Source organism: Streptomyces sp. NPDC057486 (assembly GCF_042802415.1).
Lineage (GTDB): Bacteria > Actinomycetota > Actinomycetes > Streptomycetales > Streptomycetaceae > Streptomyces > Streptomyces yanii.
On the sequence record NZ_JBHVEE010000064.1, the window covers coordinates 42904 to 51591 of the forward strand.

Here is an 8688-nt window from a genome sequence, read left to right on the forward strand (position 1 = left end):
CGGCATCTGGCCGCCTCCGCGCTGATGCCCAGGCCAGCACCGATCTGCGCCCAGCTCGCCCCGGTTCGTCGGTCCGCCAACACCGCACAGCGCACCAGCTGCCCGGCCAACCCGGGCACCTCCGCCACCGCGGCAACATGGCAGCCCTCCGCTCCTCGCCCCGGGCGCGAGTCGCTCACCTGCTGGGTTGCGGCCTGCACCTGCGTCAGGAGATCCGCTTCCGCGAACACCAGCGCCTGCCGCGCCTCCGCCGCCGCCTGCCAGCGACGCCTGGCTCGCCAGGCCGCCTGCCGATGCGCCTGACGGCAATACCGCCGACCCGGGCCTGCCGACTCCGGCAGTAGAGCTCCACACCAGCCACACCGATCGTCACCCATACACCGATCGTCGCCCATATAGGGAAAATATGCTCTATTGCCGTGACGACGTGCTGCACACGTCTACCGGGGCGGTGGCGGCCGTACCTATACGTCGGCAGGCATACGTACCGATCATGTCGGCATCAAGATGCCCAAACTGCTGTACTTACTGAGTTTCGCCACGTGATGTCGCTGGAGCGCGTGCCCTGAACTGCAGCGAAGGGCAACCGCGACGCGACATCACGCAAAGATCGTCAGTAGACGCTGCGTAGATCGGCACTCGCTCATGGGCGGCGGTTCGGACGGTTGTCCTAGCGGTGGGTCGTCCACGCCCTGCGGAGCAGGCTACGGACGGTGATGATCGTATCGGCGAGGTCGAAGAACGCGTCGATGACCGCGACACGGCGTTCGTAGCAGCGGGCGAGCCGGTAGAAGGCGCTCTGCCAGGCGTGGGTGCGCTCGACGTGCCACCGCTGGCTCGCCTGGATCGGTACCTTCTCGCCCTTGTGCGCGATGCGGCCGTACAGACTGCGCGCGGCGAGTTCGGCGCGGGTCTTGTCCGAGTCGTAGCCGGCGTCCAGGTGCACGGTGATGGCCTCGGGCAGCGGTCCCAGGTCCACCAGCAGGTCCAGGGTTGGAGCCCGCAGCGGAGAGTCGTGGCGGTTCGCTCCGGCGAGGACCTTGCCGAGCGGGATCCCATAGCCATCCGTCATGCCGGAGCGTTTCAGGCCCTGTTTGCCGCGGTCGACCGGCAAGCGCCCGGCCGCTTCTCCGCCGCCGGGGTCCTTGGTGATGGAGCCGTCGACGGCGATCTGGTCGAGCACGAGCCCGACGATCCGGTCGTAGGACTCAAGCGCGATCTGTTTGAGTCGGGTGAAGACGCTGAGCCGGATCCACTCGTTGCGGCGGTTGCGGATCGTGGTCGCCGAGCAGGTCGCGTCGGAGACCGCCTGGTAGGAGCAGCCAAACCGCAGGAGCTGGAGCAGCTTGTCGAACACGATCCGGTCGCTGATACGGCGGCGGTGGCAACCCAGCGGGTGGGCCGGATCGACCCGCAGGGCGCTTGGGCAGCAGTGCCGCGAATTGATCCCAGAGCGGGTCGGTCAGCCATGATGGAAGGACGGGTACAGATCTCCCCAGTGGTCACAGAGCGCGCAGCTCCATGATCACCGGGGCCTGTTCCCATCTTGTTGCCGGGGCTGCCCACGCCGCCTATCTGCGCGAGCTCTTAGCTTGACTCTGACGCGTAAATAACCGCAGGTGAGTGGGGGTTTCTGGCAGGGGTGTTGGCCCGATCGGGGGTATCTCCGCCGGGCTTTGGTCGCGCTCGGTCATCCAACGGCTTCCATCGGGTCGAGGGTGACCCGGTAGCCGAGTTCGTTCAGCCGGGAGACGGCTCGGCGTGCAGCCCGTTCGGGGTCTCGTTGAGTCAAGTAGCTGCAGCCGAGCTCGTGGTAGGGCACGTGGTCGTGGAGCATGTGCCAGACCGCGGTGATGATCGAGTGCTCGACGGCGACCAGCGCCTTGATCGGACCGCGGCGCGAGGTCAGCCGTTTGTAACGTGCCTGTAGAAACGAGTCCTTGGTCCGTGTTGCTCCGAACGCGGCCGCCCCCAGTGCCCCTTTCAGGTAAGGGCTGCCGGGCCGGACCCGGGTGCTACGGACCCGGCCCGCCGATTCGTGGTGTCCCGGACACAGCCCGGCCCAGGAGGCCAGGTGCTTGGCCGAGGGGAACCGGGACATGTCACCGCCGGTCTCGGCAACGATGACCTCAGCCACCGCCCGGTTCACTCCCGGGATCGTGTCCAGCAGGGCCAGCGCCGGGCGAAAAGGGGTCATCGCCTCCTTGTCGCGGGCCGTCAGCTGGTTGATGGCAACCCGACAGGTGGTCGTACTGCTCAAGGCAGAGGCGAGTCAGGAAGGCATGATGTTCACGGAAGCGGCCGGTCAGTGCCTGGCTCAGCTCGGGAATCTTGCTCCGCATGCGGCGCTTGGCGAGGTCGGCGAGGACACGCGGATCGCGCTGCCCGTCGATCAGGGCCTGGAGCATGGCGCGGCCGGAGACGCCCAACAGGTCGGAGACGATGGCGGAGAGCTTGATGCCGGCGTCCTCCAGGAGCTTCTCCAGGCGCTGAACGATCTGGACGCGTTCGCGGGTGAGTTGGGTGCGGGCCCGGGTGAGATCCCTCAGTTCGCATACCAGTTGCGGAGGTACGAAGGAGGCCCGTACCAGTCCGTGGGAGCCGAGTTGGGCCAGCCAGGCGGCGTCGGAGACGTCGGTCTTGCGGCCCGGCAGGTTCTTCACCTGTCGGGCGTTGACCAGGATGACGTTCAGTTCCTCGATCAGCAGGTAGAAGAAGGGCTTCCAATAGTCGCCGGTCACCTCGATCACCACCAGGGTGACGTCCGCGTCGAGGAGGTGTTCGGGCAGGTCGAGGACGGCGTTGGTGGTGGCGCCGAAGGTCGTGGTCTGCTGGGTGAACGCTCCCTTGCGGCGGGAACTGGGGATGCGGACGCACACCTTGGAGAAGGCCACCTGGTACCTGGCCACCAACCTGCCCCGCCCCGACGCACCCCACGCCTCCACCAGCCCGCACCCGCCCGCCGACCTCGCCGAGATCGTCCGCCTCTACGGCCTGCGGCCATGGATCGAGCAGAGCTACAAGCAGATCAAGGACGAACTCGGCTGGGCCGACTTCCAAGTCCGCTCAGACCGTGCCATCCGCCGCCACCAGACCCTGGTCAACTGCGCCTTCTCCTTCTGCTGGGACCAGTGGTTCGCCCCACCCGGACCGCTGGATGCCACCGCGCCGGACCCGTGCCCCGACGAGGGGCCACAGAGGGGGCCCAGCCGAACCCCACCAGCCCCAACCACCCTGCTGCCCCAGGGCCTTACGCGCCATCCGCTCCTGGCTCACCCCCGCCATCACCCTCACCCGGTGGTGGCGAGCCTGAACGGACAAGGACCCACCCTCCGAACTCCAAGCCCTGATCGACCAAGTCACCACCGGACATGGCAATGACCTATACCGTCGGAGGAACTACCGGTAACCGGCTTGGCCTTGCCGCAGCAGTTGCAGGTGACGGCGTGCGCTTTGGCGTAGCAGGGCCCGCAAACCCGCTGTCCGCCAAGAGGCGATCCCAAACGACGAAGTCGGCCGCACACGGGACACGAGGGCACGACCACCGGCTGCGCTCCCGCCTCGCACAGGGGGCGGCGATGAACCGCAGGACTTCCGGCACCGGCGCCGAGGCACCCTCTCGTGCCTGGCGCCTTACCACCCTGCTCCGGCATCTCGAAGCCCAGCGCAGGTTCCTCATCTGGTCCAGGGCAGGGTGAGTGGTACCTGATGCGGGACGGGACCACCGTCACCGCCGGCCCCGCGTAGGCGTGGAGGCGCAGGCCGATGCCGCTGTCGAGTGCCCTCCGGAGTAATAGTGAGCCCGGGTGGGGGCCACCATCCAGGCTCGACGTGCAGGTGGGCAGTCGCCCGCCTAGCGTGTTGGCGAACGGAAACAACCACGCAGCTTGGCGTGCCACCGGTTCAAACGGGCTTTAGCGACGTGGGTGTCGGCATGGGCAGTGCCGTGGCGCCATGGCTGCCCGGTGCGCGTCTTCCCCACCCCTCAGGGAGTTCGGCATGTCCCGTATCACCATCAACGGCGTCACGGTGGACCCGCTGGCCCAGGCAGCTGACCTGGCCACCGCATCGCTGGTGTCCGAGGACGCCTCCGCGTCCAACTACCTCCTCGTCCAGACCACACACCCACCCACAGCCGAGGAGAAGGAAGAACTCGCGGCGCTTGGGGTGGTGATCCACGAATACGTTCCGGACGACACCTATCTGTGCGGCTTCCGTCCTACGAATCTGGATGCCGTGCGCGCCCTGTCCTTCGTGGCCTGGGCGGACGTGTACTTCAAGGGCTTCAAGATCGCCCAGTCGCTCCGGTCGAAGCGACTCCGTCCGGGGTTCGCCGTGCTGGTCGACCCCATGGAGGCGGTGGGTCCCCAGACCTGGACCGTCGACATTGTGCTGCACGAGGACGTCGAGGTGAGCTCGGACCGGCTCCGGGACCGGATCGCGACGGCAGCCGGTGTCAGCCCCGGCGACGTCGAGCCCGACCGCGACAAGGTACGCATGACCGTCCGGGGGGAGGACCTGCCCGCGCTGGCCGCGCTCGACGAGGTGAAGGAGATCGAAGAAGTCCCGGAGAGGGTACTGTACAACACCGTCTCGGGGAACCTGATGCACGCCCACGTGTTTTTCAACGGCACGAAGTTCCGGGGCGAGGGCCAGATCGTGTGTGTCGCCGACACCGGGTTCGACAAGGGGTCCACCACCAATGTGCACCCCGCCTTCACCGGCCGGGTCAAGCGCCTGGTCGCCCTGGGTCGTACGAGCCCCGCGCGGACGGACGACCCCGACGGGCACGGCACCCACGTGGCGGGCTCCGTCCTCGGCGACGGGACGTCGGCGTCAATGGGCGGAGCCATCACCGGCACAGCACCCGAGGCGAGACTGGTCCTCCAGTCCATGCTGGCCGACGACGGCTCGCTGTCCGGTATCCCGCAGAACCTGCATGACCTGTTCGAGCCGCCCTTCCTGGAGGACGGGGCGCGGATCCACACCAACTCGTGGGGTCCGATCACCCCGGGCCTTCCGTACAACAAGAGCGCGCGCGAGGTCGATCAGTTCGTCTGGGACAACAAGGACTTCGTCATCTGCTTCGCCGCGGGCAACGACGGTACGGACCGCGACGGTGACGGTCATATCAACCTGAAGGCCGTCAGCGGGGAGACCGGGTCCAAGAACATCATCACCGTCGGCGCCAGCGAGGGCGACCGCCCCCAGATCCCCCACACCTATGACGAGCTGAGGCCGCTCTCGTACCCCGCCCCGCCGATCCGCGGCGACAGGATGGCGGACAACCCCGCCGGGATGGCGGCCTTCAGCAGCCGCGGCCCGACCCAGGAGGGGCGGCTCAAGCCCGACATGGTCGCTCCCGGCACGGCGATCCTTTCGACACGCTCGCGGATCGCGCCCGACCACGGTCTCTTCGGCGTCTCCACGGATTCCGCGTTCATGTTCGACAGCGGCACCAGCATGGCCACCCCGCTGGTCGCCGGCTGTGTGGCGGTACTGCGCGAGACGCTGGTGAAGAACGGCACGCCGAAGCCCAGTGCAGCGCTCATCAAGGCCATGCTGATCAACGGTGCCGATGAGCTCAAGGGCCAGTACATCCCCTCCGAGGCGGGCCCCTCCCCCAACAACAACTCGGGCTTCGGCATCGTCAACCTCCAGCGCGCCGTCGTCCTCCCGACCGATGCCGGCCAGGCGGGCTTCACCGACGCCGAGGAACTGGACCAGGGAGAAGAGCGCGCGTTCAGCATCAACATCCCCGAGGGCGCGACCCGTACCCTGAAAGTCACCCTCGTCTGGACGGACCCCCCTGGTCCGGCCCTGCAGAACGACCTCGACCTGATCGTCCGCGCAGGCGGTCAGGAACGCCACGGCAACATGGGCACGGATCCCGGGTTCGACCGCGTCAACAACGTCGAACAAGTGCACTGGCGGGAGATCCCTACCGGGGAGGCCGAAGTCGTCGTCAGCGCCTTCCGGATCACCCAGTTCGCCCAGCCGTACGCCGTCGCCTGGCGCATCCTCTGACTCGTATACGGGCAATGTCTCGGCCGGCCGGGGCGGGACGTGATCACGGGTCGGGTGCTATCCGCCTTCAGGTCAGGACAATCGCATCCATCAAAGACGCGGGTTCCTGGTCCGGGTTCAGCGCGTACAGCGCCTGGTCCAAGCTTGACTCTGACGCGTAAATAACTGCAGGTGGAGGGGGTTTCGGGCAAGGGTGTGGGCCCGGTCGGGGGTCATCTCCGCCGGGCTTCGGCCGTGCTCGGTCATCCAGCGGCCTCCATCGGGTCGAGGGTGACCCGGTAGCCGATTTCGTTCAGCCAGGACACGGATCGACGTGCGGCCCGTTCGGGATCTCGTTGGGTCAAGTAGCTGCCGCCGAGCTCGTGGTAGGGCATGGGGTCGTGGAGCATGTGCCAGACCGCGATGGTGATCGAGTGTTCGATGACGACCAGCGCCTTGATCAGACCACGGCGCAAGGTCCGCCGTTTGTAGCGTGCCTGCAGGAACGAGTCCTTGGTCCGTGTCGCTCCGAACGCGGCCATCCCCAGCGCGGCCCGCCGATTCGTGGTATCCCGGACACAGCCCGGCCCAGGAGGCCAGGTGCTTGGCCGAGGGGAACCGGGACATGTCACCGCCGGTCTCGGCAACGATGGCCTCCGCCATCTGTCCCGCTCGAAAATACGATTCGGTGCTGTGAGCTGCGATGGTGTCGTTTGGTCAGGCGGCGCGGTGATACTGGTTGATCAATCCTCCGAGGATGGGTTGTCGCCGGATCCGGTGGGCCTGGAGGTCGGTGATGACGGTCGGGTTGGACGGTTGGTCGCTGTCCGGGGGTACCTGCTGGCGGGATTGGTGGGGACGGTGTCCGTTGTAGTGCTGGATGTACTCGGTCAGCACTTTCACGGCGTGGGCCTCGTTGTAGATCAGCATGCGGTCGAGAAGCTCGCGGCGGAGGGTGCCCACGACTCGCTCGCAGATCGCGTTCGCTTTGGGCGCCCGTGGTGGGCTGAGCAGAATCTCCACGCCGTCGGCCTCGAAGGCGGCGTCGAAGGCACGGGTGTACTTGCTGTCCCGGTCCCGGAGGAGGAAACGCAGCGAGTCGATGCGGCGATCCAGGATCGCGGCGAGGTTCCTGGCCTGCTGGACGGTGCATTGCGCGGTGGGATGGGCGGTGACGCGGGCGAGGTGGAGGCGCCGGGTGCCGTGGATGACGGCCAGGGCGTAGAGGCGCTTGAGTGACACGGTGTCGAGGTGGAGCAAGTCGGCGGCGATGATGCCGTGGGCCTGGGCGGTGAGGAACTGGCGCCAGGTCGGCCCGGAGCACTGCGGGGCGGGGTCGATGCCAGCGGCATGCAGGATGTCCCGGACTGTGGACGGGGCGACCGGGTAGCCCAGGCTGGCGAGTTCGCCCTGAATCCGGCGGTGACCCCAGGTGCGGTTCGCGGGCCAGGCGCAGAATGAGCTGCTTGACGGCGGGCGCGGTGGAGGGTCGGCCGGGCGGCTGCTTTGGGTGAACGCCCACTTGCGGGCGAGGAGTTGACGGTGCCAGGCCAGCAGTGCGGTGGTGGGGGTGACCGCGAAGACCTGGCGCCGGCGTTCGCGCGGGATCAGCCGTGAGAGTGCGGCGAGCCAGATCCGGTCGGCGGGCTCGTAGCAGACCCGGGCGATCTACCGGCGCAGCACCGCGCTCTCATGCCGGAGCACGAGAACTTCCGCATCCTTGGCCATACAGCTGCGCAGTACGGCAGCGGGCACGGTAATCAGATTCCGGACGAGCGTGGCGACGACCGACAGCGACATCCGCAGATCGCCGCAGGCCAGTCGAGGCCTTGTCGCCAGAATCAGCAAACGTGCAGGCCACAGCCGCGAAATCGTAATTTCGAGCGGGACACGTTGATATAGGTCACCCCGGCGGCCGCACGCTTCTTCACGATCTCGTTGATCGTTCTGCCGGACAGGTGCAGCCCCCGCACCGTGGCGTTGCTGCGCCCCTTCAGGTTGCCCTTCGTCGACAGGGCTCGGAAGAGAGGACGGGTCGGGTTGTTGGCGTCGAGTCCCCCGCTACCGTTCGCCCCATCAGGAGACCACACCCGTGTCTCAGCAGTACCCGCACAGCTACGACACGGCCGGCGACATTCTCTCCAGCGGCAGCTACTGATCCGTCCCACGCTGGCCCCGAACCGGCGTACTGGTCCGGGGCCAGCTGTGTTCCCGCAGTCTCCGGACTAGAGAACTCCGCGTCAGCCATACCCTGTGCGGTGGCCGACGGGGCTGTGTGCCGCGTGTGGCGTTATGGCGCAGCCGTGCTCACCCCCGAAACATGCCCGAAATACCCATATGGCAATCGAAATCCAATGGGCCCTGGCACTTAGGAGGAGGCATGAGGCATAGGGCACTCCTGGGTTTTCGTCCACTTACAGCCGTCGATCGTGCAGCTAAGACGGTTCACCATCTTGCAGTTCGCCGACGGTGAGGCACACGGTTTAGCGTCCACAGCTGCGGACGCGGAGCTGCTGGGTATCGCTACCCCACCCACCGCCAGAAAGGCGGCGGCAATCGAAGCCACAGCCCATCGCGTAGTTTTCCTGAGCAATGCTCAAGACCTGTGGATCGGGGCTCGGGTGGCACGCGAGGGGCGTACCTTCCCGAGTGATCGATTGAAGGTCACCGAGTAGGCCGGCG

At 67.1% G+C, this 8688-nt stretch carries 3 protein-coding genes and 4 pseudogenes; 2 read left to right on the forward strand and 5 right to left on the reverse strand.

Features of this window, described 5'->3' with window-relative positions:
• Positions 1-670: 670 nt before the first annotated feature.
• Positions 671-1499, reverse strand: a pseudogene (locus ACFU6I_RS27055) (IS5 family transposase).
• A gap of 191 nt (positions 1500-1690) precedes the next feature.
• Positions 1691-2912: pseudogene (locus tag ACFU6I_RS27060) on the reverse strand (IS110 family transposase).
• On the opposite strand from ACFU6I_RS27060, the gene ACFU6I_RS27065 reads away from it, so the two are divergent.
• Both ACFU6I_RS27065 and ACFU6I_RS27070 read left to right on the forward strand, forming a co-directional pair.
• Positions 2866-3381 (forward strand): hypothetical protein, encoded by a 516-nt coding sequence (locus tag ACFU6I_RS27065; protein WP_384371389.1) that lies wholly within the window; start codon positions 2866-2868, stop codon positions 3379-3381. The pseudogene ACFU6I_RS27060 and the gene ACFU6I_RS27065 sit on opposite strands and share 47 nt — an antisense overlap.
• 618 nt (positions 3382-3999) lie before the next feature.
• Entirely contained in the window at positions 4000-6027 is a 2028-nt protein-coding gene (locus ACFU6I_RS27070) for a S8 family serine peptidase (RefSeq protein ID WP_384371391.1), read from the forward strand.
• A gap of 242 nt (positions 6028-6269) precedes the next feature.
• On the opposite strand, the gene ACFU6I_RS27075 is transcribed toward ACFU6I_RS27070, so the two are convergent.
• From ACFU6I_RS27075 to ACFU6I_RS27085, 3 genes and pseudogenes are all read right to left on the reverse strand, one after another.
• Positions 6270-6548: a hypothetical protein gene (locus ACFU6I_RS27075; RefSeq protein WP_384371399.1), complete on the reverse strand. Its 279-nt coding sequence runs from the start codon at positions 6546-6548 to the stop codon at positions 6270-6272.
• A 43-nt stretch (positions 6549-6591) separates the two neighbouring features.
• A pseudogene (locus ACFU6I_RS27080) lies at positions 6592-6669 on the reverse strand (transposase); the annotation flags it as partial.
• 54 nt (positions 6670-6723) lie between these two features.
• Positions 6724-7674, reverse strand: a pseudogene (locus tag ACFU6I_RS27085) (integrase core domain-containing protein).
• Positions 7675-8688 lie beyond the last annotated feature (1014 nt).